The following is a 22879-nucleotide window of genomic DNA, read 5'->3' as shown; positions in this document are numbered from 1 at the left end:
CCCCGCCATCCGACCGGTGAGCGAGGAAGGAAGCCTCGGTGGAATACACCTCCGGCGCCGCGTCGTGGCGCAAGGCGTTCCTGCGCGCGGGCGCCGGCCTGCTGCCTCGACGCCGGGGCCAGCGCCGGACCGTCTGGTCCGTCGGCGTACCGCTGATCGCCCTGGCCGCCGGCCTGCTGTTCACCACCACGGCGACCACGGCGAGCGGTACGTCGTTGCGTGAGGACCGGAGCCCGCAACTCGCCCAGGTCATCGAGGAACGGCGGCGCGACGTGGCGAACAGCGAGGCGCAGGCCGCCGCGCTGCGGGCCGATGTGGAGCGGCAGACCGAGTCGCTCGCCGGCTCGGACGCCCCCATCGCGGCCCAGCGCGACCGGGCGGCCGGGTCTCGTCAGGCGGCCGGGTTCACCGCGCTGGCCGGCCCCGGTCTCACCGTTGAGTTGAACGACGCGCCGACGCGCCCCGACGGAACGCTGCCCAAGGGCGTCAGCAACGACGACCTCGTGGTGCACCAGCAGGATGTGCAGGCTGTGGTCAACGCGCTCTGGGCGGGCGGCGCCGAAGCCATGTCGATCATGGACGTTCGGGTGCTCTCGACGAGCGCCGTACGCTGCGTCGGCAATACCCTGCTGCTGCACGGGCGGGTCTACTCGCCGCCGTTCCGGATCAAGGCGATCGGCGACCCGGCTCAGCTGCGTCGGGCACTTGCCAACTCCGAGGGGGTCCGGTTGTTCAAGGACTACGCCGAGCACTACCACCTCGGCTATCAGGAGAAGGAAAGCCAGGTGAGCGTGCCGGCGTTCGACGGTTCGAGCACGCTGCGGTCAGCGGTGGTGCCCCGGTGAGCCCGACCCCGGCCGAGTGGGACGAGGAAGCCGAGCGGCGCAACGGACGCCACCGGGCCGTACACCTGGACGATCCCACCGCGGTGGTCGTGCGGGCCGACGAGGTGGCCGCGGCTGCGGCCGCCCGCGCGGCCGACCTTCCGGTGGCGGGCCGCGCCCCGGGAGCGCCCCCCGGCGCTCGCCCGGGCGGCGAACGGGTTGGCGGGCCGGGCAACCCGGGCGGCGAGCGGGTTGGCGGGCCGGGCAACCCGGGCGGCACGCTGGGCCAGCCGGGCGGTCTGGACCAGTCACGCGGCACCGTAGGCCAGCCGGGCGGTCCGGACCAGTCACGCGGCACGGTGGACCAGCCGCGCGGCCTGGACCAGTCACGCGGCACGGTGGACCAGCCGGGCGGCCTGGACCAGTCACGCGGCACGGTGGGCCAGCCGCGCGGCACGGGCGGTCGCACCGGCGGGGCGGTGGAGCCGCCGCCGCCGTGGCCGGGCCGGCCCGTCGAGGCCGCCCAGCCGCCGGCGGCGCGTCCGGTCGACCCCGCGCCTCGGCGGCTGCCCACGGCGCCGCTCAGCCAACCGGCCCGCTCGGCGCCCGCGGACGCCCGGAATGGTCGCCCGGGCCTGCCGGCCACCGCAGCAGCCGGACCAACGATCGCCGGCCCGGCCGGCGCGCGGCCGGCCACCACCGGCCGGGCCACCCCAGCTCCCGCAAGCCCAGCTCCCGCAAGCCCGGCCGCCGGCCGGGCCACCCCGGCTGTGGCGTCCCCGGGCCCGGCCGCCACCGGGCTGGCCGGCCCGGGTCCGGCACCCGCGGCACCGGCCGTCCCGGGTCCGGCACCCGCGGCGCCGGCCGTCCCGGCTCGTGCCACGCCGCCGACGAGCATCGGCTCGGCGCCGGCCAGGGCCGCGCACGGGCCCGCGGGGAATCCCCCGACCCAGGCCGCCGGCGGCCCCGCCGCGCCGTCGTCGCCCGACCAGCTCCTGCCCACCCGTCCCGGTTGGCCCCGGCCGGCCGTCATCCCGGGCGTCACCCGGCCGGAGGCGACCGGCGGCTCCCGGCGGCCGGCCCCGCCCGGAGAGCACGCGGTGCCCGTCCCGCCCGACGGGCCGGGTGGCGGGTCGCTGAACGACGCCCCCACCTCCACGATCCCGGTGCTCCGGGGCAACGCCGAAACGGCGATCATCCCCGCCGTACCGACCGCCCGACCCGACACCGCGGCCCGGACCGGCACGCCCGGGTCGAGCGGCTCGCCGGCCCGGATCGACCCTCCGGCGAGAGCCGGCATGCCGACCCGCGGCACCGGGTCGGGCGGGACCGGCCCGGTGCCCGCCCGGCCGGCGGCGGGCCCGGGCGTTGGTCTGCCCGCCCGGCCGGCGGCGGGCCCGGGCGTTGGTCTGCCCGCCCGGCCGGCGGCGGGCCCGGGCGTTGGTCTGCCCGCCCGCCCCGCGGGCCCGGGGGTTGGTCTGCCGGCCCGGCCGGCGGCGGGCCCGGGAGACCAAGCCACCGCGCTGATCCCCGCCGTCGGGGCGGGCCCGGTCAGCGACCAGACCGCGCTGATGGGGGCGGTGCCCGACGCGCCGCCCCGGCCGGAGGGCGAGGCCGAGCAGCCGGCCGAGGACCCGACGCCCCGCCGGGGCGAGGTGGTGGTCCAGCTCCGCCCGGAGCAGCTGGCCGAGGGCTACAAGAGCGTCTACTCCGAGCTGACCCGGCCCACCGTCGGCTCCCGGATCCGCACCGGCATCCGGGTGGCGGGCGAGGTGCTGATCACCTTCGGCATGATCGTGCTGCTCTTCGCCGGGTACGAGGTCTGGGGCAAGTCGGTGATCATCGACTCCCATCAGCACGATCTGGACAATCAACTGGCCCAGGAGTGGGCGCCGGATCCGACGGTCGGGCCCACGTCCAACGACAAGCCGTTCGTGCCGGTCGAGGGCAAGCCGGTGGCCGGGCTCTACATCCCCAAGCTGGACAAGAACTGGGTGGTGGTCGAGGGGGTCACCCCGGGCGACATCCGGTACGCCCCGGGGCACTACCCGGACAGCGCGCTGCCCGGCCAGGTGGGCAACTTCTCCGTGGCCGGCCACCGGATCAAGGCCATCTTCTGGCGCCTGGACGAGCTGCACAACGGTGACGTGATCGTGGCCGAGACGAAGACCGACTGGTACGTCTACCGCGTCTCCGGCACCGAGATCGTGCATCCCACCCAGGTCGAGGTGGTGGCGCCGGTGCCGGATCGGCCGGGCGCCAAACCGACCAAGAAGATGCTGACGCTCACCACGTGCAACCCGAAGTTCAACAACTACCAACGGCTGATCGTGCACGCCGAGCTGGACCGTACCCAGGCCAAGTCCGAGGGTCGGCCGGCGGAGCTGGTGGAGGGCTGAGGCGACCGTGTACCGCTGGATCTGGCGCCACCTGCCCTTCGGCCTGCCCGGCAAGCTCGCCGGCTCGGTGCTGCTGAGCGCCGCTGTCGTGCTGCTGCTGTGGTTCGTGGTCTTTCCCTGGGCCGAGCCGCTGCTTCCGTTCGACGACGTACAGGTGACGCAGCAGGGCGAGACGCCGGGAGAGGCGCCTGTCACGAGGCCGGCGCCCGGCGCCACCCCGACCGGCGACGACTACGACCTGCCGTACGCCACCCACACCAACAACCGGCCGCCGTCCGGGCAGCCGCTGCCGAGCTGACGTCCGGATGAGGCCGATGCGCGTTCTGGTGATCGACAACTACGACTCGTTCGTCTTCAACCTCGTGCAGTACCTCGGCCAGCTCGGGGTGGAGTGCGAGGTGCGGCGCAACGACGAGATCTCGCTGGCCGACGTCGGCCGCGCCGGCGCCGCCGGGGTGCTGCTGTCGCCGGGGCCGGGCACGCCGGACCGCGCCGGCATCTGCCTCGACCTGATCCGGGAGTACGCCGGAAAGCTGCCGCTGTTTGGGGTCTGCCTCGGGCACCAGGCGATCGGGGAGGCGTTCGGCGGCACGGTGACCCGGGCGCCGGAGCTGCTGCACGGCAAGACGTCGCTGGTCCGGCACGCCGGCGTGGGCGTGCTGGCCGGACTGCCCGATCCGTTCACCGCGACCCGGTACCACTCGCTCGCCGTGCTCGCCGACACCCTGCCGGACGAGATCGAGGTGACCGGCCGGACCGACTCCGGCGTGGTGATGGCCATGCGGCACCGCAGCCTGCCGGTCGAGGGCGTCCAGTTTCACCCCGAGTCCGTCCTCACCGAGGGCGGCCACCTGATGCTGGCCAACTGGCTGGCCGGCTGCGGCTACCCGGAGGCGCTGGATCGCGCCCCGGCGCTGGCCGCCGAGGTGGACCAGCGCCGGCTGGCCGCGTTCGCGACCGCCTGAGACCGGTCAGTACGGACCCGGCAGCGTCGGTCCGCCGCTGCCGCCGCCATTGCCCCGCCCGCTGGGCGTGGCGCTCGGGGTGGCGGTGGGCGGACCGGCGGACGGTGACTCGGTCGGCGGCGCCTGATCCACGGTGATCGTGATCCGGGTGCTGGTCTTCCGCTGCTGGTTGGCGGATGGGTTCTGGTCGGAGACCTTTCCGGCGTTGTCGGCGCTGACGTCGCCGTCCTTCGTCACCACGTTGGTGAACCCGTTCGCCTCCAGCTTGGCCTTCGCCTGCTCCAGCGTCAGCCCGACGACGTTCGGCACGGGCCTGAGGTCGTTGCCGGACACCGACACGGTGACCTTGCTGCCCTTGTCGACCGTGCTGCCCTCGTTGGGATCGATCCCGACGACCTCGCCCTCGGGCTTGGAGCTGGACACCGTCTTCCTCTGGACGCCGAGGCCCAGCCCTTTCAGCTTGGCCTCGGCGAAGTCGAACGTGCCGCCCACCAAGCCCTGCGGGATCTGCACCTGCGCCTTGCCGCCGCAGATCGTGACCGTGACCGCGTCCTGCCGCTTGGCCCGGGTGCCGCCCTGCGGATCCTGGCCGGTCACCTGCCCCTTGGTGCAGTTGTCGCCGGGCTGGCTGTTGATGTTGGCGGTGAGGCCGTCCTTGGCCAGCTCGCTCTGGGCCTGCTGCTGGGTCAGCCCCTGGAGGTTGGGCACGTCCACGCGGTTGCGGTCGTACCGGGTCAGCAGCAGCGCGGCCACCAGCGCCACCACGGCCAGCACGCCGAGGGCGCTCAGCACCGCCACCAGCCAGGCCGACGCCCGCTTGCGCTGCGCGTCGCCGACCCGGGTCGCGGCGGGCGGCCGGACCGGCTGCCCCGGCCGGGCGATCGTGGTGGGCGCCCCTGCCATCGCCATGGTTTCCTCGGCCGGCATCACCGGGGTGGCCATCACCGGCCGGCCGGCGGCCGCCCGCAGCAGGTCGGCGCGCATCTCGCCGGCGCTCTGGTAGCGGTTGAGCGGGTTCTTGGAGAGCGCCTTGAGCACGATGGCGTCGATCGGCGGCGTGACGTCCGGGTTGATCGAGCTGGGTGACGGCGGGTCCTCCCGGACGTGCTGGTACGCCACGCTCACCGGGCTGTCACCGACGAACGGTGGATGCCCGCAGAGCAGCTCGAACAGCACGCAGCCGGCCGCGTACACGTCGGACCGGGCGTCCACGGGCTCGCCGCGGGCCTGCTCCGGGGAGAGATATTGCGCGGTGCCGATCACGGCGCTGGTCTGCGTCATGGTGGTGGCGCCGCTGGCCAGGGCCCGGGCGATGCCGAAGTCCATGACCTTGACCTGGCCGTTCAGCGTGAGCATCACGTTGCCGGGCTTGATGTCGCGGTGGATGATCCCGTGCCGGTGGCTGAACTCGAGCGCCGCGCACATGTCCGCGGTGATCTCCATGGCCCGCCGCGGCATCAGCCGACCCTCGGCGGCCAGCAGCTCCTTGAGGGTGCGCCCGTTCACGAACTCCATGACGATGAACGGCAGCGTCTCACCGGTGGGCGCGATCTCCTCGCCGGTGTCGTAGACCGCCACGATGGCCGGATGGTTGAGCGAGGCGGCGTTCTGCGCCTCCCGCCGGAACCGCATCTGGAAGGTGGCGTCCCGGGCCAGGTCGCTGCGGAGCATCTTGATCGCGACATCCCGGCCGAGCCGCAGATCGCGCCCGCGGTGCACCTCGGCCATGCCGCCGTACCCCAGCAGCTCGCCGACCTGATACCTGCCACCCAGCAGGCGGGCCTGGGCCGTCATTTCGTCTGTCGTCCTTCGCTCGTCTGGTCACCGCCGCGGGGCGGCGTCCGTTCCCCCCGACGGTACGGCGTGCGGCCGGAATCGTCGTACCCCGCGACAGTGCGCCACGCCGTCACTACGCTGACCGGTCCGGGTGCCGGCGCGGAGGTTGCATTCTGCTTCAGGTATCGCGACGCCCCGACGCAGAGCAGCACCACAAGGACCACCACGATAGCGAGCACGGTCCAGATCGACCGCCGGCCGGCCTCGGCGCCGGCCGGCGCCGGGACCGGGCGGGCCACGCCGGCGGCCCGGGACTGCTGCGACCCGGCCGGGGGACCCGACCGGGGCACGGCGGCGGCGCCCCGGCTGGGCGCGCCAGTGCGGTTGCCGGCGGCTGCCGGGGGCCGGGGGCCGGCGGGGGATCGAGGCGCGTTCGCAGCGCCGGGCGGGCGCGGGAGCGCCGTACCGGCCGGTCGGGCTGCGGCGGGCGGACGCGGCGCGGCACCGGTCGGCGGGCGCGGACCGGCCGCGTGGCGGGAGTTCCCGGCGCCGGCCGGTGGCCGCGCCGAGGCCGTACCGCTGATCCGAGGCGGGCCACTGGCCGGCGCCGCGGAGACGGGGGAGCCGGGCGGGGCGCCCGGGGGGCGGGCCGAGCCGGCGGCCGGCGGATAGGAGCGACCCGTCGCGCCGACCGGCGAACCGGGGGCGGCCGCCGACGCGCCGGCCGGCGGCCCCGACTGGGGCCGGGCCGAGGCCAACCCGCCGGCCGCCTGCCTGGCCACCGCGGCCATCGCGGCCGCGCTGGGCCAGCGGGCCGCCGGATCCTTGGCCATGGCCCGCTCGACGATGCCGCGCACCGCCGGCGGGCAGTCCGCCGGCAGCGGTCGGGGGGCGTCCCGGACGTGCCGCATCGCGATCTCGAGGGGATTGTCGCCCTCGAACGGTCGCCGGCCGGCCAGGCACTGGTACGCCACGACGCCGAGCGCGTACACGTCGGAGGTGGCGGTCGCGACCCCTCCGGTGGCCTGTTCCGGCGAGATGTACGACGCCGTGCCGAGCACCGCGCCGGCCGCGGTGAGCTGACCGACCATGTCGGAGCGGGCGATGCCGAAGTCGATGAGCACCAGCGTGCCGTTCGGCCGGACCAACAGGTTCCCCGGCTTGAGGTCCCGGTGCACGATGCCCCGGTCGTGAGCCGCCTGCAGCGCGTCGGCGGCCTGGGCCACCAGCGCCATCGTGCGGGCCGGGGTGAGCCGGCCGACCCGGGAGAGCGTGCGGGACAGCGCGTCGCCCTCCACGTACTCCATCACCAGGAAGGCGATCTGCTTGTCGCTGCCGTAGTCGTAGACGTCCACCACGCCCGGGTGGTTGATGGTGGCCATGGTCCGGGCCTCGCCCCGGAAGCGCTCGGCGAACCCGGGCTCGTCCAGCAGCGCCGGCAGCAGCACCTTGATCGCCACCGTGCGCCCGAGCACCTCGTCGGTGCCGCGCCAGACGTCGCCCATGCCGCCACCGGCGATCCGCTCGTCGAGCCGGTAGCGGTTGCCGAGCTGCACGCCGGGGCTGAGGATCACTTGCCACCCCGGTCCTGGATTATCGACCGGAAGACCTGGCCGGCGATCCGCGCGGCCTCGCCGCTGCCGGAGTCGCCCGCGCGCTCCAGCAGGACGCAGATCGCGGAGATGGGTTGGCCGTCCTTCATGAGGAAGCCGATGAACCAGCCGTGCGGCGGCACGCCCGGGGCGTTCTCGGCCGTTCCCGTCTTGCCACCGACCGTGTAGCCGGAGATCTGCGCCTTGGTGCCGGTGCCGTTCTCCACGACGCTGACCATCATGGCCTGCAGGTCGCTGGCCACCTGCGGGCTGACCGGCTGGCGCAGCTGCTTCGGGTCGGCCGTGTAGTAGTTGGTGGTCCGGTCCGGGCCGATGAGCTGCTGAACGAGGTAGGGACGCATCTGGCTGCCGCCGTTGGCGACGGTCGCGGCCATCAACGCGCCCTGCAGCGGGGTCATCCGCACGTCGCGCTGGCCGATCGCCGACTGGGCCAGCGCGCCCGGGTCGTCCTGCCCGTCCGGGCCCTGCATGCTGCCGGTCTGGCTGGCCGCCACCGGCCACCCGCCGCCGTCCAGCCGGCCGACCGTGAGGTCCTGCTGGCCGAAGCCGAACGCCTGCGCCTTCTGCTTGATGACGTTCGAGCCGAGCTTCACGCCCAACTGGGCGTACCCGGTGTTGCAGGACTGGGTGAGCGCCTGGATCAGCGTGACCTGGTTCTCCGGGCAGATCCCGCTGACCTCGTTGCGGATGTCGGCGCCGGAGCCGGGCGGCCGGTACGACGGACCCGCCGGGATCTTGGTGTCCTTGGTGTAGCCGTTCTCCAAGGCGGCGGCCGAGTCGATCACCTTGAAGGTGGAGCCGGGCGGCAGCGTCTCGCCCAGCGCCCGGTTGAGCAGCGGCTTGCCCGGGTTCTTGTCCAGCTGGTTGAACGTGGCCTGGGCCTTGTCCGTGTCGTGGCTGGCCAGCGGGTTCGGGTCATAGCTGGGCATCGAGACCAGCGCCTGGATGCCGCCGGTGCGCGGGTCGAGCGCGATCACGGCGCCCTTGTCGACGCCCAGCCGGTTGTCGGCCAACTGCTGGAAGGCGGTGTCCTGGGCCCGCTTGGAGATGCTCAGCAGGACGTTGCCGCCGGCGGTCTGGTTGCCGGTGAACATGTCCCGGAACCGGTCGGCGAAGAGCCGGTCGCTGGTGCCGGAGAGGAAGTCGTTCTCGCTCGCCTCGATGCCGGTGGCGCCGAGGTTGACCGGCTTGTAGCCGAGGACGTGCGCGTACTTCTCGTCCTGCGGATAGGTGCGGGTGTACCGCAGCTCGCCGCCGGTGTCCTTGCTGGTGGCCAGCGCGGTCCCGCCGGCCTCGATGTTGCCGCGCTTGCGGTCGTACTCGGCCACCTGGACGCGGCCATTGTATGGGCTCGTCCGATATTCGTCGGCCTTGTACGCCTGCACCCAGTTGAGGTTGGCGAAGAGCAGCCCGAAGAGGATCAACACGACCACGCCGACCTTGCGGAGCGGAGCGTTCACGGCCGGATCACCTCCGTCTGCGCGCCGTGCAGCTTGGCCGGGATGGCCGAGCCGCCGGAGGTGCGGACCACCGGGCCGGATTCGACCGGGCGGCGCGCCGCGTCGGAGACCCGCAGCAGGATCGCGACCAGCAGCCAGTTGGCCATCAGCGACGAGCCACCCGCGGACATGAACGGGGTGGTCTGGCCGGTAAGCGGGATGAGTTTGCTGATCCCGCCGACGATCACGAAGACCTGCAGGCCGAGGGTGAAGGCCAGGCCGCCGGCCAGCAGCTTGCCGAACGAGTCGCGCACGGCCAGCGCCGCCCGCAGCCCGCGCTCGACGACCAGCAGGTAGGCCACCAGCAGCGCGGTGAGGCCGAACAGCCCGATCTCCTCACCGAGCCCGGCGAAGATGAAGTCGTTCTGCACCTCGGGGATCTTGAGTGGCTGGCCGCCGCCCGGCCCGGTGCCGAACAGGCCACCGGTGCCCAGCCCGAGCAGGCCCTGCACCAGCTGGTAGCCCTTCTGGTACGGGTCGCCGAACGGGTCGAGCCAGATCTCGGCCCGCACGTAGAAGTTGGCGAACGGGCCGCCCACCGAGGCGCCGAGGAAGTACGCGAGGAACGCGCCGCCGAAGAACAGCAGCAGACCGATGATCAACCAGCTGGACCGCTCGGTGGCGATGTAGAGCGTCACCACGAACATGCCGAAGTAGAGCAGCGACGTGCCAAGGTCCTTCTCGAAGATCAGCACCAGGAGGCTGAGCAGCCAGACGCCGACCACCGGGCCGAGGTCCCGGCCGCGCGGGAAGTCGATGCCCAGGAAGCGCCGGCTGGCCAGCGAGAGCACCTCCCGCTTGCGGACCAGGTAGTAGGCGAAGAACGCCAGCAGGGCCAGCTTGGCGAACTCACCGGGCTGCAGCGAGAAGCTGCCCACCCGGATCCACAGCTTGGCGCCGTAGATCTCCGAGAACCGGGCCGGCAGCACCGCCGGGATCATCACCAGGACGATGCCGGCCAGGCCGAGCGTGTACGCGTACCGGGAGATCGCCCGGTGGTCGCGGACCAGCAGCAGCAGGCCGGCCGCGAGCCCGACGGCGATCAGGGTCCAGAGCAGCTGCCGGCCGCCCAGACCCGCGAAGATCGACACGTGCTTCCGGTCCGTCGGATCGGCTTTGGCCAGGTCGAGCCGGCGCAGGAAGCCGACGCCGATCCCGTTCAGCAGGGCCACCGCCGGGACCAGCACCGGATCGGCGTACGGGGCCAGGAACCGGTTGGCCACGTGCAGCGCGAGGAAGAAGCCGGCGAGCACCGCCATCGGCACCCAGAAGTCGGGGCGCAGCGTGCCGAGCACGTTCGCCTCCACCGTGGCTGAGTAGGCCGCCACGAGCAGCAGCGCGAAGATCAGCAGGCCCAGTTCGGCGTTACGCCGCGACTGACCCTCCCGGAGGCGCGGCAGCTCGCCCGTCGACGCGGGCGGCGCTGCGGACGCTGGTTGGCTGCTCACCGATCATCCTCGGGGTAGCTGTAAAGCACACTCACTCCACCGAGCGGCATCCGGTCGGATCACCGCCCGCCGAAGCCGTCTCGGACGGGGTCGGGTCGGGCGTCGGCAGGACGCTCGGCGTGTCGCTCGCGGCCGGCGCCGAGGGAGAAGCCGTCCCGCTCGGGGCCACCGCGTTGCTGGCGGGGGTGGTGGCGCGCGGTGAGCGGCCGGGCGGGACCGGCGCGGTGGGGCTCGGCGGGCAGGTGGGCTTGAGGTTCGGATTGGCCGGGTCGTCGTTGGTCAGCTCGGCCAGCCGGCGCTCGGCGTCCGGTTCGCTCTTGGCCTGGATGCCGAGCTTGACCCGCTCCTGTGCCGCGTTGGTGAGGTCGTTGAGCTGGGTGGCGCTGGTGGCGTGCACGTTGGACAGGTCCAGCCCGGCCACCTGCCCGGGGATCCCCTGGAAGACGGCCAGCTGGCCTTCGTCGGTGGCGCCGACGTAGTACTGCCGCTGGGTGTACGACCAGCCGCCCCACAGCCCGCCGCCGAGCAGCGCGAGCAGCACCACGAGCAGGACCGCCGTGCGCAGCGGTCGGTGCCGGCGCCGCTCGGGCTCGTCGTCCCGACCGGTCGGCGGGGCCGACTGCTCGGGGCTGGCCGGCCGCGGCGGGGTGAGCGCGGAGGCCCGGGCGGCCGGGGTCGAGTCGTCGGCCGAGGTGGCCATCCCGCGATCCCGGGCCGCGGCGCCGCCCACGATCGGCGCCGCCTCGAGGATGTCCTGGTCGGTGGCGTCGGCCACCACCACGCTGATGTTGTCCGGGCCACCGCCGCGCAGGGCCAGCTGGACCAGGCGCTCCACGCACTGCTGCGGGTCGGTGAACTCGCGTACGGCGTCGCCGATGGTCTCGGCGCTCACCACGCCGGACAGGCCGTCGCTGCAGATCACGTAGCGGTCGCCGGGCAGCACCTGCCGGACGGAGTATTCGGGGTCGATGTCCCGGCCGTCGAGCGCGCGGGTCAGCAGCGACCGTTGCGGGTGGCTGCTGGCCTCCTCCAGGCTGATCCGGCCCTCGTCCACCAGCATCTGGACGTACGTGTCGTCCTTGGTGATCTGGCTGAACTCGCCGTCCCGGAACAGGTAGGCCCGCGAGTCGCCGACGTGCACCATGCCGATCTTGCTGCCGGAGAACAGCATCGCGGTCAGGGTGGTGCCCATCCCCTCCAGTTGGGGATTGGCGTCGACGGTGTCCCGGAGTTGTTGGTTGGCGGTGTCGACGGCCCCTCGGAGGGCGTCCACCAGGGCATCGCCCGGGACGTCCTCGTCGAGCGGAGCCATCGCACCGATGACGATGTTGCTGGCGACGTCACCGGCGGCCATGCCGCCCATACCGTCGGCAACGGCAAGGAGCCGCGGACCGGCGTAGACGGAGTCCTGGTTCCCGTCTCGGATCAGTCCGCGGTCGCTGTGGGCCGCATAACGCAGGGTCAGAGTCATGGCCGTAATTCGAGAGAGGTGCGGCCGATCCTGATCGGCACGCCGAGGGGGACGGGGGTTGGTCCGGTGACCTTAGCGCGATCTAGATAGGTGCCGTTAGTCGAGCCGAGATCCTCGACGAACCACTGGCCGTTCCGGGGCACCAGCCGGGCGTGCCGCGCGGAGGCGTAGTCGTCGGTGATGACCAGGGTGGAGTCCTCCGCCCGGCCGATCGTGATCTGCGCTTCGCCCAGCGTGATCCGCGTGCCGGCCAGCTGGCCGGCCGTGACCACGAGCTGGTGCGCGGCCCGGCCCTTCTTGACCTTGGCCGGCCGGCTCGGCGTGGTGCCGACCGCACCCACGCCGCGGGGGGCGGCCACGAGCCGGCTGGACCGGGCGCCGGCGAACAGGTCGCGCCGGATCACCCCGACCACCGTGAACACGAAGATCCACAGCAGGATGATGAAGCCGAACCTGGCGACGGTGACGACGAAAGCTGGCAAGATCGTTAGCCGTCCACGCGGAACGTGAGCGTGGTCGTCCCGAGCTGGATCATGTCACCTGGGTTGAGCGCGACCGCGGAGACCCGCTGCCCGTTCACCATGGTGCCGTTGGTCGAGCCCAGATCGGTCAGCACCACCTGGGCGCCGTCGAAGTCCAGCCGGGCGTGCCGCCGGGAGATCCCGACGTCGGGCAGCCGCAGCGTCGCCTGGTCACCCCGGCCGATCACCGTGGAGCCCATCTGCAGCGGATAGGTCCGCCCGTCGCCGGACACCAGCCGGATGTTCCGCCCGCCCTGGCCGGCCGGCGGGCCGTAGCCGCCGCCCTGGTCGTACGCGGGGTACTGCGGCGGCGCGTCGTAGCCGGAGTGCTGCACGGGGGCGACGTCGCCACCGGTGTAGACCTCGGCGGTAACCCGGAACATCCCGGTGTCGAGCCCGTCGCCGCGCTCGATCTCGACGATGACATCGCCGTACACCGTCCAGGCCTGCTCACCGATGAACTCGGCCTGCGACTGCGCCAGCTCCTGTGCGAGCGCGGCCGCGTACGGCGCCAGTCGGCTGTGGTCGTACGGCGAGAGATCGATCACGTAACGGTTCGGCACGAGGGTGCGCCCACCGGCAAGTATCGCCTTGTGCGCCTCAGCCTCCCGCTGCATGGCGTTCAGGATCTCGACGGGGTGCACGACCCCCTTGAAGACCTTGGCGAAGGCACCTTCGACCAGGCCTTCCAATCGCTTCTCAAAGCGCTGCAGCACGCTCACCGGCTCCTCCTCGGGTCCCGAGGACATGATGGTATCCGGCCGGGGCGCGCGCAGCTCACACGCCGCTCGGCCGTCCTGCTTACCGGCCTGTCCTGACGACCGGAGTTGTCGTGCTACTCTTCCATCCGCCGCGGCCGGATGCGACCGCGGCGCACCTGGAACACAGTAGTATGTCCGGGCCCCCGGTGATCGACCGGGCCGGGACGCGATTACACTTGTTCCCGGCGCTGTGCCACGGGGAAGTGGCGGAATGGCAGACGCGCACGGTTCAGGTCCGTGTGCCCGAAAGGGCGTGGGGGTTCAACTCCCCCCTTCCCCACCAACGACGAGAGGCCCCGCGGCGCGGGGCCTCTCGTCGTATCGGGCACCCGTCCAGCCACGGGCTATGCTCCTGTGGTTGTCCTGCATCCTCGAATCCAGGAGTGGCGTGTGAGTGTCGCGTTGGTGACCGGATCCGGCGGCCTGATCGGGGCGGAGGCCGTCCGCCATTTCGCCGGACTGGGCATGGACGTGGTCGGCATCGACAACGACATGCGCCGCTACTTCTTCGGCGAGGACGGCTCGACGGCCGGGAACCTCCAGCGGCTGACCGGGGATCTCGGCTCGGCGTACACGCACTTCGGCACCGACATCCGGGACCGGGACGCGCTCGAGCAGGTCTTCAAGAAGTACGGGTCGGACATTTCCGTGGTGATCCACACCGCCGCGCAGCCGAGCCACGACTGGGCCGCCAAGGAGCCGCTGACGGACTTCGACGTGAACGCGGTCGGCACACTCAACCTGCTGGAGAACACCCGGCAGCACGCCATCGACGCACCGTTCATCTTTTGTTCCACCAACAAGGTGTACGGCGACCGGCCGAACAGCCTCCCGTTGATCGAGCAGGAGACCCGGTACGAGCTGCCCGCGGACCACCCCTATCACCAGGGTGTGACCGAGGACATGTCGATCGACGGCTGCCTGCACTCGATCTTCGGGGTCTCCAAGGTCGCCGCCGACGTGGCGGTCCAGGAATACGGCCGCTACTTCGGGATGCGTACGGCCTGCTTCCGGGGCGGCACGCTGACCGGCCCGGCGCACGCCGCGGCGGAGCTGCACGGCTACCTGGCCTACCTCATGCGCGCCGTGATGGAAGGCCGGACGTACAACCTCTTCGGCTACAAGGGCAAGATGGTCCGGGACGCCATCCACTCGCACGACGTGCTGACCGCGTTCGAGGCGTTCTTCCGCAACCCGCGCTCGGGCGAGGTCTACAACCTCGGCGGCGGCCGGCACTCGAACGCCTCGCACATCGAGGCGTTCCGGCTGGCCGAGGAGATCAGCGGCCGGGAAGCGAAGATCAATTATCTCGAGCGCAACCGCACCGGCGACCACCAGTGGTGGATCAGCAGCACGGCCCGGTTCGAGGAGCACTACCCGGACTGGAAGCTCACGTACGACGTGCCGATGATCCTCCGGGAGATCTACCAGGCCAACGCCGAGAACTGGGTGCCGAAGGCGTGATCAGTCAGGGCAAGCGGAATGTCCTCGGCGTCCTGGTCGACGCCGTCGACTACGACGCCGCCACCGAGCAGGTGGTGGCGGCCGCCCGGGAGCGCCGGCCGTTCGCGCTGACCGCGCTGGCCGTGCACGGCGTGATGACCGGGGTGCAGGATCCGCCGCACAACGCCCGGCTGAACTCCTTCGACCTGATCACCCCGGACGGCCAACCGGTGCGCTGGGCGCTCAACCTGCTGCACCACGCCGGCCTCACCGACCGGGTGTACGGCCCGACGCTCACGCTGCGCGTCCTGGCCCGCTGCGCCGACGAGGGCCTGCCGGTCTACCTGTACGGCTCGACCGAGCCGACCCTCGCCCGGCTGGTGCCGGCGCTGGAACGGATGTTCCCGGCCCTCAAGCTGGCCGGCGTCGAGCCGTCGAAGTTCCGCTCCGCCCAGCCGGGCGAGGACGTGGAGATCGCCGACCGGATCCGGTCCTCCGGGGCCCGGCTGGTCCTGGTCGGGCTCGGCTGCCCGCGCCAGGAGGTCTTCGCGTACGCCATGCGGCCGCTGCTGGACATGCCGCTGCTGGCCGTCGGGGCCGCCTTCGACTACCACGCCGGGCTGCTCCGCACGCCCCCGCCATGGATGCAGCGGGCCGGCCTGGAGTGGCTGTGGCGGTTGGGGCTGGAGCCGGGCCGGCTCTGGCGCCGCTACGTCCTGCTCAACCCCGCGTATCTGGCCCGGTTGACCGCCCAGCGGCTCAGCCTCTGGCGGGCGACACCGCCGGCGCCGGCCCAGACCCGCCCCGCCACCTTCCCCGTCTGAGAGGTAAGGAAGGGCCCCTTCTTATCGCTTTCCGTATAGGAAGGGCCCCCGCTTAACGCCCGTGCCGGAACCGCCCCCTACGGGCCGGATCTGCGGGCCGTCCGGGGGACGGTCCCGGATGACCTCGTGGCGCCGGTCGAGCAGGCTGCATTCATGGACGTGAAGCTGGGCGTGGTGCTGGCCGTCGGTGGGCTCTGGCTCGCGACGGCGTTGCTGGTGGACGGGCTGCCGCGGCGGCCGTCCCGGTCCTTGGCTCGGCGCGCCGCCGTGCTGCTCTGGTTGGGGCTGGCGGGGGTGGCGGGCACCGCGCTGGTCGAGACCATGGCGCTGAGCGGCTCGGGCACCGCTGCGGCCGACCGGTTGGGTCCGGCCATGGCCCTGCCAGCGCTGCCGGCCGCGGTGGTCCTGGCCTGCAGCGTGCCCCGGCTGCGTCGGCTGCGCGCCGGGGCGTCCGCCCTGTCCCGGGTCCCGGATGCCCCGGTCCCACCCGCGCTCCGGGCCGCCGCCGCGCATCCACTCGTCGTGCTGCCGGCTCAGCTGGCGGGCATCGCCGCGCTGCCGGCCGCGGTCACCGCGGTCCTCGCGACGCCGGCCCTCGACGCCCGGTTGGTGGGTCCGGGGGTCACCGCCACGGTGCTCCTGGTGGTGGCGATCGCCGCCCGGCAGGCACTGCGGCACAACCGGCTGGTCGAACGCGCGGTCGTTCCGGCTCGCCCCCTCCCCCGGGCGGCCCGGCCGACCGGCGACTCAGCGGGTGCCGGCCCCCTGCGCGTAGAGCAGGTCGAGGATGGCTCGGGTCGCCTCGAACCAGCGGTCGAGCCACTCCGGCGACGGCCCGCGCCCCTTGGGCGGCAACTCCATGAGCAGGCCGCGTAGCAGCGGGTGCTCCAGCAACGGCTCGACGTTGCCGGTGCCGGACCAGTCGGACGGCTCGAAGACCGGCTCGGTGAGCCCGGCCATGGCCAGCGGCGGCATGCCGGGCGGTTCGGCGCCGGCACCGTCCCGGCTCGAATCGTCGGCCGGCAGGGGCGCCTCGGCCAGTACGCTGTCCCGACGCGCGCCGCGGTACTTGCCGCCGAAACGCTCGGGCTTGCCTGGCCCGTTGGTCAGGTTTTCCGAATCGATCGTCATCCGTCTCACCCTCGCTCGGTCTCGGAACCCGCGAGCGGGTTGGCCGGCAGCGCCGTGCCGACTGGTACAACGACAGGGCGGCCGCCCGGCGACGCCACGATCCACGGCATTACGCCCGGTGCCGAGCCGGCGACCCAGCGCTGACGAATGCCCGCCGGGTGAGGAGCGACGCGGCCATCGCCGGCCGGTTGGCCGCCGATGACCGCGTCGTGACCGGCCGCCGCGATGCGGCCGAGATCTTGTCGTACGGGGGGATGTGCTCGGGTCAGTTCAGGTCGAACTCGCCGTCCTTGGCGCCGCCCACGAAGGCGTCCCACTCGTCCGGCGTGAAGATCAGGGCCGCACCAGACGGGTTCTTGGAGTCACGAACCGCGATGGCACCACTCACGAAGGCAACCTCGACACAGTTGTCGCAGTTGGGTCCGCTGCGCGAGCTCTTGTACCAGGCGGCGTGACTCAGGTCGACGCGGAAACCTTTGGTCTCCACTTCCACGATGGCTCCTCTGCCAGCTTTGCGATCAGGGCGACGGACTCCTCGGGTGGGATGGCCGCCGCCCGGATGTGGTCGAAAATGAAGATGTACTTCTGCAGTTCTTCGCTCTTTTCCAGGAAGAGCCCACCGGTGGCGTTCTCCGCGTACACGACGTCCGGGTCGCCCGCCTCTGGGAAATCGAGGATCGTGAAGGTGCCGTCCATCCCGGCATGGCCTCCGGCCTCGAAGGGCAGGATCTGCAACGTCACGTTGGGCAGTTCGGCCGCCTCGACCAACCGCGCCAACTGGGTCCGCATCACCGTGTCGCCACCCACCGGACGGCTCACTACCGCCTCATCCAGCACCACCCACAAGTCGATCGGATCGTCCTGGCTCAGTAACGACTGACGACCCAACCGGACACGGACACGCTGGTCGACCTCCTCGTCGGCGATGTCCGGACGGGCCGCCCGGATCATCGCCTTGGCGTACTCCTCGGTCTGCAGCAGACCCGGCACGACCTGCTGCTCGTACGCCCGGATCGAGCTGGCGGCCGCCTCCATCCCGACGTACGCCCCGGTCAGCACCGTGCTGTACGGGTGCCACCAGCCCTTCTGCCGGGCCTCGCGGGCGATCTGCACGAGCTCGTCGCTCTCGGCGCCCACGACCCCGTAGATCCGAAGCATGTCCCGGACGTCCCGCGGGGTGGCCGAGGTGTGGCCGGTCTCGATGCGGGAGATCTTGGACGCGGAGCATTCCAGCTCCTCGGCCACGGACTCGATCGTGACGCCGGCGGTCTCGCGGCGCCGACGTAGCTCGGCGCCGAGACGGCGGCGCCGGATGGTTGGGCTCCGACGCTCGGTCACCCGCGTCACCTCCGGTCGATCGCGCGGGGGGCGGCAACCCGCCGAGGGCGCGACGTCGATCGGCGGGCGGTCGTTGCCACAGCGGACAGAGTGGACAGTCAGCGTGCGACGACGGAGTTTCGGTCCAGTCTGCCGCGCTGCGGCCGGCCAGTTCAAGCGCCTCCGCGGCGGGGTGCAAATTCCGTGCAGATGCTGACATGCAACTTGCATTGATCATGTCTGGTGATGCAGGCTGTCCGTATGCCTCGGATCACTCAGCGTTCCCGTGCCGGCCCCGCCGGCCCGATTTGAGCGGGTCGAGTCAGCTCGCACGTCCGATGACCTCCCGGGTAGGGACCCCGCCGCTGGACGCCGGAGGCTGCGGCGGCGGGAGCGGTTTCCCGGTCGGTCGTCGGGCGAGGCCGGCCCGGCAGTTGGCGAGTCCGGCTGCCGGCCCCCGGCCGATCATCCACGCTCGTGTCCACACGGAACGGACGTCCATCCACATCAAACCACCTCTCGCCGGCCTCGTCCTGGCGTACGAATGCAGACCGGGAGTTGACATGCTTCCCCGATCAGGCGATGTGCTTCAGGTGACCCGCGCCGCGAGCGTGCAGTTCAGCGAGCCGATCCTCTTCCGGGTGATCCGCGTGCTCGACTGGCCGACCTACGACGGCTGGATCTGGCTCGACGGCTACGAGCTCAACATGTCGGGCGACGCGACGGATCGGCGGACCATCTTCGTGCAGAAGGAAGGGCTCCGGCAGTTCCGGTCGCCGGCGCCGGCCCCGCGCCGGCCCAGCGAGACGTCCCGGCCCGGACGGTTGGCGACCGGCCGGGCCCGCGTCTGAGCCGGTCAGCCCTCCGGGCTGGTCGGCACGCCGGTGGGCTGGACCGGCGACGTGGAGGTCGGTGCCGCGGTCGGCGCCTGGGCCACGATGAGCGTGACCACCGTGCCGGGCGCCACCTGCGAACCGGTGCCGGGCTCGGTCGCGATCACGGTGCCCGGCGGGCGGTTTGAATCCCGGAACTGCAGCCGGTAGTTGAGGCCGAACTGATCCAGCAGCGCCCGCGCGTTGGCCTCGGGCAGCCCCACCACCGGCGGGACCACCACGGCCGCCGCCGAGGTCGGCGCGGCCGCGGACGTCGGCGCGGCGCTGGTGGCCGGCGGCGTCGTCGTGGCCACCGGCGCCGAGGACGGGCCGGGCGTCGGCGCCGTCCCGTCCGGGGTGGCGTGCAGGATCAGCCACACCCCGACGGCCAGGGCGGCGACCAGGACGAGCGCCACGATCCCGAGCAGGATCGGAGTCCACCAGGGACGGCCGCCGGGGCGCTCGTCCGTCTCCCAACTCTGCTGGATCACCTCGGCCGCCGGCACCGACGACCGGGGTGGCACCCCGGCCCGCCCCGACCAGACCGGAGCGGCCGGGGTGCCACCCTGGCCGGTCGCCCCGGCGGGCGGCAGCGGCCGGGTCTCGTTCGGGGAGAAGGCCCGGGTCTGGTCGGGCCGGCCCGTCGCCGGCATCGACCGGGTCGGCTCCGAGGGGTACGACCCGGGTCGGAGCTGCTGGGTCGGCTGCTCCGGCCGGGGCGACTCCTCGGCGTCGAACGGGCCGAACGGCCGGGTCTGGTCGGGCTCGGCGCCCGGCCCCCCGCCGCGCGACCGGTCGCGGCCGCCCGCGTCGCCGCCCCGCGGCTCACCCTGCTCCGGCATCGCCCCGTCCTCTCCGTTGGGCCCCGCCCCACGAGGGTTCGATTATCCGCCCGGGCCGTCGTCAGGACCGATCTCTGCCAGGTACCCGATGCTCCGGGTGGCACTCACCCGTTGACCGAACGGGGCCGCGCGGTCGCGACGGGTAGCGCCGGCGCATCGACCGGCGCCGTAACCCGAGCACCGCTCGCCGGCTCGCCGCCGGCCCGCTACGCTGCCCGGCATGGCCGTACGAGGCTGGTTTGGATCGGTCGGAACGGCCGCCGCTGTCGCCGCGGGCACCGGCGCCGCGCAACTCGGCCTGGGTTACGGCCTCGGCATCATCGCCTGGCAGCCGGCGACGGACGGTCCGGGCCAGCTGGCCTGGCAGACCGGCGTGGCCTGGGCCATCTGGGTGGCGGCCACGGCCACCGTCTGCGGTGCCATCTGCGCGGCCCGGCTGAGCGGCCCGGACCCGGACGGGCCTCGCGCTGGCGGCCTGGCCGGTGGCCTCTGGCGGTTGGTGCTGGCCCTGTCGGCCGCGCTCGGCGGGCTGTTGACGGTCGCTCTCGTGGCCGTGCCGGCCCGGGTGGCCACCCCGACGGACACCTTCACCCCGCAGACCATCGCGGCGGCGTACGCGGTCCTCGGCGTGCTGCTCGGGGTGCTGGTCGCGATCTGGGCCCTCACCTCGCCGGCCGTCGCCAGCAACATTCTCGGCACGGTGGCCTGGATCTGGGTGCTGGCCATCGTGGCCGTGGCGGACGCCGTGGTGGCCGGGGACCGGTCGTCCGGCGTCCAGCTCGGCACCTGGCGGATCACCGAGGACGACCGCTACTGGCTGCGCGGCTACCTGTACTGGCCCGGCGCGGCCCTGTCGTTCGCCTCGGCCGTGCTGATCGGCGCCGTTGCCGCCCGCCGGCAGGCCGCCCGGCCCGCTCGCCGGGTCGGCGCCACCGTCTCCGGCGCCGCAGGTCCGGCGCTGGTGGCGGCCGCGTACTTCCTGACCACGCCGCGACTCGCCGGCGTCCGCGCCGACCAGTTGCCCGCCCAGGTCATCGCGCCGTACGCCATGGTGGCCGGCCTGCTCGGCTCGGCGCTGGTGGCCGCGTACGCCCAGCGCCGCGACCGCGCCGGCGATCCGGCGGACCGGGACGCCCCGACGGCCGTCGCCGCGGACGCCGGCGGCCCGGCGGCCATCGCCGCGGCGACCGACGGCCCAGCGGGTACGGCGCATCCCGGCGGCACGGCGCTGGACCGGCCGGCCTCCCCGGCCGTGGGCCGGGCGGCGGCACCCGGCCGGGTCGACGCTGGCGCACCGGCGGCCCGCCCGCTGGGCGCGGAGGCGCCCGGACCCCAGCCGGCGAGGAAGGGCGCCGGCGACCCGGAGCGGGCGACGTCGGGGCCGGCGCGCAAGGGCGCCGGCGACCCGGCGCCGGCAACGCCGGAGCCGGCGGCGAGCGTTCCCGCCGAACCGGTCGCCGGGGCCAAGCCGTCCCGGCGTACGCCCCGGGGCAGGGCCGGCCGGATCCCGGCCCAGGCTGCCGCCCCGGAGGAGACCGAGGCAGGTCGGGGTGGGCCGGTCGACGAACCGGACGCGCCGGGGGCGGGCGCCGCCCGGCGAGGCCGCTCGGGAGGCTGATCCCGCGCGCGGACGGTGATCACCAGGACCTCCGCCCGCACGCAGGGCGAGGATGTCAGTCCACCGGCCAGGTGTGCACCGGCTCGTTGCTGCGCTGCAGCTCGCCGTAGCGCTGGACCATGTGGTGCAGCGCCGCCTTGCGGTCCATCCCCCGGCCGCGCTCGGCGGCCCGCACAGTCTCGGTCTGCCATACCGCGCCGTTGCGGCGGGTACGGCAGCGCTGCTCGATGATGCCGAGCAGGCGATCCCGATGCGGGGCGGCCACGCCGAACCGGTCGAGCCCGGCGGCGGCGCGGGGCAGCAGCACATCCAGGACCAAATCGGTAACCCGGACCTCGCCCAGCCGCGGCCAGAAGACCGTGGCCTCGATGCCGCGTCGCGCGGCCGCGTGGAAGTTCTCCTCGGCCGTGCTGAAGGTCAGCTGGCTCCACACCGGGCGGTCGGACTCGGACAGCTCCCGGGCGAGCCCGAAGTAGAACGCCGCGTTGGCCAGCATGTCCACCACGGTCGGACCGGCGGGCAGGACGCGGTTCTCCACCCGCAGGTGTGGCCGGCCGTTCATGATGTCGTAGACGGGCCGGTTCCAGCGGTAGACGGTCCCGTTGTGCAGTCGCAGCTCGGCCAGCTGGGGTACGCCGCCGTCGTGCAGCACCTCCACCGGATCCTCGTCGTCGCAGATCGGCAGCAGCGGCGGGAAGTAGCGGACGTTCTCCTCGAACAGGTCGAAGATCGAGGTGATCCACCGCTCACCGAACCACACCCGCGGGCGTACCCCCTGGGCCTTGAGCTCGTCCGGCCGCGTGTCGGTGGCCTGCTCGAAGAGCGCCACCCGGGTCTCGGCCCAGAGCTGTTTGCCGTAGAGATACGGAGAGTTCGCGCCGAGCGCGACCTGTACCCCGGCGATGGCCTGGGCGGCGTTCCAGACGTCGGCGAAGCTGTCCGGCGCCACCTGTAGGTGGAGCTGCAGGCTGGTGCAGGCGGCCTCCGGGGCGATGGAGTCGGTGTGCGTCTCCAGCCGCTGGACGCCGCGGATGTCCAGTTCGATGTCCTCGCCGCGGGCCGTGACGATCTGCTCGTTGAGCACCTGGTACCGCTCGTTGGCGGAGAGGTTGTCCACCACCAGATGGCCGGCGGTCAGGGTGGGCAGGATGCCGACCATGACGATCCGGGCGTCCGAGCGGGTGGCCCGCTCGTCGGCCCGGGCCAGGCTGTCCCGCAGGTCCTGCTCGTAGTCGGCGAAGCCGTTGCCTTCGATCAACCGGGGCGCGGCGTTCAGCTCGAGGTTGAACCGGCCCAGCTCGGTCTGGAAGTTGGGGTCGGCGAGGTTGGCGAGGATCTCCGAGTTGCGCATGGCCGGCTCGCCGGTGCCGTCCGCCAGGTTGAGTTCGATCTCCAACCCGGTCATCGGCCGGTCCGCGTCGAAACCGAAGTCGTCGAGCATCAGGGCGAAGACGTCGAGACAGCGACGCACCTTCTGCCGGTACCGGACCCGATCCTCTCGGGAGAAGACGCCCTGCGAGACGTCGCGGCCCATGTGTCCTCCAGGTGCGCGGCG

At 73.0% G+C, this 22879-nt stretch carries 20 protein-coding genes and 1 tRNA gene; 9 read left to right on the top strand and 12 right to left on the bottom strand.

Annotated features, from left to right (window positions below; genetic code table 11):
• The first annotated feature begins 38 nt into the window (after positions 1-38).
• The 4 genes from ACFFHU_RS03325 to ACFFHU_RS03310 are packed head-to-tail and all read left to right on the top strand — an operon-like array spanning position 39 to position 4188.
• Entirely contained in the window at positions 39-845 is an 807-nt protein-coding gene (locus tag ACFFHU_RS03325; protein ID WP_377335500.1) for a DUF881 domain-containing protein, read from the top strand.
• Positions 842-3223, top strand: a complete 2382-nt coding sequence (locus ACFFHU_RS03320) for a class E sortase (RefSeq protein ID WP_377335498.1) — start codon at positions 842-844, stop codon at positions 3221-3223. The genes ACFFHU_RS03325 and ACFFHU_RS03320 overlap by 4 nt, the downstream gene beginning before the upstream one ends.
• A gap of 7 nt (positions 3224-3230) precedes the next feature.
• A complete protein-coding gene (locus tag ACFFHU_RS03315) occupies positions 3231-3521 on the top strand; it encodes a hypothetical protein (RefSeq protein ID WP_377335496.1) in 291 nt (96 codons plus the stop codon).
• A gap of 16 nt (positions 3522-3537) precedes the next feature.
• Entirely contained in the window at positions 3538-4188 is a 651-nt protein-coding gene (locus tag ACFFHU_RS03310) for an aminodeoxychorismate/anthranilate synthase component II (RefSeq protein ID WP_377335494.1), read from the top strand.
• Positions 4189-4194: 6 nt separating this feature from the next.
• On the opposite strand, the gene pknB is transcribed toward ACFFHU_RS03310, so the two are convergent.
• The 7 genes from pknB to ACFFHU_RS03275 all read right to left on the bottom strand — a co-directional run bounded on the left by pknB (position 4195) and on the right by ACFFHU_RS03275 (position 13265).
• Entirely contained in the window at positions 4195-5982 is a 1788-nt protein-coding gene (pknB, locus tag ACFFHU_RS03305) for a Stk1 family PASTA domain-containing Ser/Thr kinase (protein WP_377335492.1), read from the bottom strand.
• A complete protein-coding gene (locus ACFFHU_RS03300; RefSeq protein WP_446686784.1) occupies positions 5979-7538 on the bottom strand; it encodes a serine/threonine-protein kinase in 1560 nt (519 codons plus the stop codon). Before ACFFHU_RS03300 ends, pknB begins: the two co-directional genes overlap by 4 nt.
• On the bottom strand, positions 7535-9037 hold the full coding sequence (locus ACFFHU_RS03295; protein ID WP_377335490.1) for a peptidoglycan D,D-transpeptidase FtsI family protein: 1503 nt from the start codon (positions 9035-9037) through the stop codon (positions 7535-7537). The genes ACFFHU_RS03300 and ACFFHU_RS03295 overlap by 4 nt, the downstream gene beginning before the upstream one ends.
• Entirely contained in the window at positions 9034-10476 is a 1443-nt protein-coding gene (locus ACFFHU_RS03290) for an FtsW/RodA/SpoVE family cell cycle protein (RefSeq protein ID WP_377336044.1), read from the bottom strand. Before ACFFHU_RS03290 ends, ACFFHU_RS03295 begins: the two co-directional genes overlap by 4 nt.
• A 79-nt stretch (positions 10477-10555) precedes the next feature.
• Positions 10556-11995 carry a protein phosphatase 2C domain-containing protein gene (locus ACFFHU_RS03285; RefSeq protein WP_377335488.1) on the bottom strand — a complete coding sequence of 480 codons (1440 nt, stop codon included), beginning with the start codon at positions 11993-11995 and terminating at the stop codon, positions 10556-10558.
• Entirely contained in the window at positions 11992-12477 is a 486-nt protein-coding gene (locus ACFFHU_RS03280; RefSeq protein WP_377335486.1) for an FHA domain-containing protein FhaB/FipA, read from the bottom strand. The genes ACFFHU_RS03285 and ACFFHU_RS03280 overlap by 4 nt, the downstream gene beginning before the upstream one ends.
• Before the next feature lie 5 nt (positions 12478-12482).
• Positions 12483-13265: an FHA domain-containing protein gene (locus ACFFHU_RS03275; protein WP_377335484.1), complete on the bottom strand. Its 783-nt coding sequence runs from the start codon at positions 13263-13265 to the stop codon at positions 12483-12485.
• Positions 13266-13474: 209 nt separating this feature from the next.
• Here ACFFHU_RS03275 and ACFFHU_RS03270 point away from each other — a divergent pair.
• From ACFFHU_RS03270 to ACFFHU_RS03260, 3 genes are all read left to right on the top strand, one after another.
• Positions 13475-13560 (top strand) — tRNA-Leu (locus tag ACFFHU_RS03270).
• Positions 13561-13667: 107 nt separating this feature from the next.
• Entirely contained in the window at positions 13668-14741 is a 1074-nt protein-coding gene (locus ACFFHU_RS03265; protein ID WP_377335482.1) for an NAD-dependent epimerase/dehydratase family protein, read from the top strand.
• Positions 14738-15544 carry a WecB/TagA/CpsF family glycosyltransferase gene (locus tag ACFFHU_RS03260; RefSeq protein ID WP_377335480.1) on the top strand — a complete coding sequence of 269 codons (807 nt, stop codon included), beginning with the start codon at positions 14738-14740 and terminating at the stop codon, positions 15542-15544. Before ACFFHU_RS03265 ends, ACFFHU_RS03260 begins: the two co-directional genes overlap by 4 nt.
• A 747-nt stretch (positions 15545-16291) precedes the next feature.
• Here ACFFHU_RS03260 and ACFFHU_RS03255 read toward each other — a convergent pair.
• The 3 genes from ACFFHU_RS03255 to ACFFHU_RS03245 form a co-directional block, all read right to left on the bottom strand.
• Positions 16292-16675 (bottom strand): hypothetical protein, encoded by a 384-nt coding sequence (locus ACFFHU_RS03255; RefSeq protein WP_377335478.1) that lies wholly within the window; start codon positions 16673-16675, stop codon positions 16292-16294.
• Positions 16676-16940: 265 nt separating this feature from the next.
• Positions 16941-17162: a DUF397 domain-containing protein gene (locus ACFFHU_RS03250; protein ID WP_377336042.1), complete on the bottom strand. Its 222-nt coding sequence runs from the start codon at positions 17160-17162 to the stop codon at positions 16941-16943.
• Positions 17132-18013, bottom strand: coding sequence for a helix-turn-helix domain-containing protein (locus tag ACFFHU_RS03245; RefSeq protein WP_377335476.1), 882 nt, complete (start codon positions 18011-18013; stop codon positions 17132-17134). The genes ACFFHU_RS03250 and ACFFHU_RS03245 overlap by 31 nt, the downstream gene beginning before the upstream one ends.
• Positions 18014-18555: 542 nt before the next feature.
• On the opposite strand from ACFFHU_RS03245, the gene ACFFHU_RS03240 reads away from it, so the two are divergent.
• Positions 18556-18843, top strand: a complete 288-nt coding sequence (locus ACFFHU_RS03240) for a hypothetical protein (protein ID WP_377335474.1) — start codon at positions 18556-18558, stop codon at positions 18841-18843.
• Between the two features lie 5 nt (positions 18844-18848).
• Here ACFFHU_RS03240 and ACFFHU_RS03235 read toward each other — a convergent pair whose 3' ends face one another.
• Positions 18849-19706, bottom strand: coding sequence for a PASTA domain-containing protein (locus ACFFHU_RS03235; RefSeq protein WP_377335472.1), 858 nt, complete (start codon positions 19704-19706; stop codon positions 18849-18851).
• Between the two features lie 220 nt (positions 19707-19926).
• On the opposite strand from ACFFHU_RS03235, the gene ACFFHU_RS03230 reads away from it, so the two are divergent.
• A complete protein-coding gene (locus ACFFHU_RS03230) occupies positions 19927-21324 on the top strand; it encodes a hypothetical protein (protein WP_377335470.1) in 1398 nt (465 codons plus the stop codon).
• 55 nt (positions 21325-21379) lie between these two features.
• On the opposite strand, the gene ACFFHU_RS03225 is transcribed toward ACFFHU_RS03230, so the two are convergent.
• Entirely contained in the window at positions 21380-22858 is a 1479-nt protein-coding gene (locus tag ACFFHU_RS03225) for a glutamate-cysteine ligase family protein (protein ID WP_377335469.1), read from the bottom strand.
• Positions 22859-22879 lie beyond the last annotated feature (21 nt).

It is taken from the genome of Plantactinospora siamensis, from assembly GCF_042434095.1.
Classification (GTDB): Bacteria; Actinomycetota; Actinomycetes; order Mycobacteriales; family Micromonosporaceae; genus KBS50.
This window is presented reverse-complemented; position numbering and strand designations above follow the sequence as displayed.